Genomic DNA, 972 nt, shown 5'->3' on the forward strand with positions numbered 1-972 from the left:
GACGGCCTGCGTTTCGCTATCCGTGAAGGTGGCCGTACCGTAGGTGCTGGTGTTGTAGCTAAAGTTATCGCTTAATCGATACTTTAAATGCACACATGAAAGGGGTGGCTTCGGCTGCCCCTTTTGTTTTTGGGCTTTATCTGCCCTGTGAGATACTGGGCAAAACCATTGATAGAGGTAGTTTCCGTGAGCAAACCCGCCATTTTTCTGGATCGTGACGGTGTCATCAATGAAGACACTGGCTATGTCAGTCAGGTCGATGACTTCCATTTTTTGCCCGGAGTCATAGATGCCTTGCAGCTCCTCAAAAAGAAAGGCTATATGCTGGTCGTCGTAACTAACCAGTCCGGAATCGCCCGCGGCTACTTCAGTGAAGATGACTTCATGAATCTGACGGAATGGATGGATTGGTCACTGGCTGATCGGGATGTGGATCTCGATGGCATCTACTTCTGTCCCCATCATCCGGATCACGGCGCCCCCTGTGATTGCCGCAAACCGGAGCCAGGCATGCTGCTGTTGGCGCAACAGGAACTGGGGATCGACATGAGTCGTTCCTATATGGTGGGTGATAAGCCTTCCGATCTGAAAGCAGCCATCAATGCCGGGGTTGGTCACAAGATCATGGTCAGAACCGGTAAGCCGGTCACCGAAGTGGGTAACGCTCTGGCCGATACCATCTATGACAATCTGTATGATTTTGCTATCGCGGTGCCTGCAGTAAGCTGATTTCGCCGGTTTAATATGCTGATTGGTGGCTTTGTGAGCGAACGAACAGCAAAAGTCATCTTTTTACAATTATCTGCTTGCCAGAAAATTCCAGCTCCCTATAATGCGCCTCCATCGACACGGCAAGCGGCAACGCAAACAACCTCGTCGGTAACCTCGAAAAGCATTTGAAAATAAGGCTTGACTCGAGAAGGCGGTTGAGTAGAATTCCACTCCCGCAGCAACACACTGTTGCGTCGCTCT

At 50.5% G+C, this 972-nt stretch carries 2 protein-coding genes; both read left to right on the forward strand.

The annotated features are described in order from the left end of the window. Positions 1–75: hypothetical protein (locus tag G5367_RS20070; RefSeq protein ID WP_197724836.1), on the forward strand; the 75-nt coding region annotated here is incomplete at its 5' end. A 111-nt stretch (positions 76–186) separates the two neighbouring features. Beyond that, positions 187–729: a D-glycero-beta-D-manno-heptose 1,7-bisphosphate 7-phosphatase gene (gene gmhB / locus G5367_RS20075; RefSeq protein ID WP_421245236.1), complete on the forward strand. Its 543-nt coding sequence runs from the start codon at positions 187–189 to the stop codon at positions 727–729. Positions 730–972: the final 243 nt, after the last annotated feature.

The sequence above is a fragment of the Aeromonas sp. 604282 genome, from assembly GCF_049170575.1.
Classification (GTDB): Bacteria; Pseudomonadota; Gammaproteobacteria; order Enterobacterales; family Aeromonadaceae; genus Aeromonas; species Aeromonas veronii_A.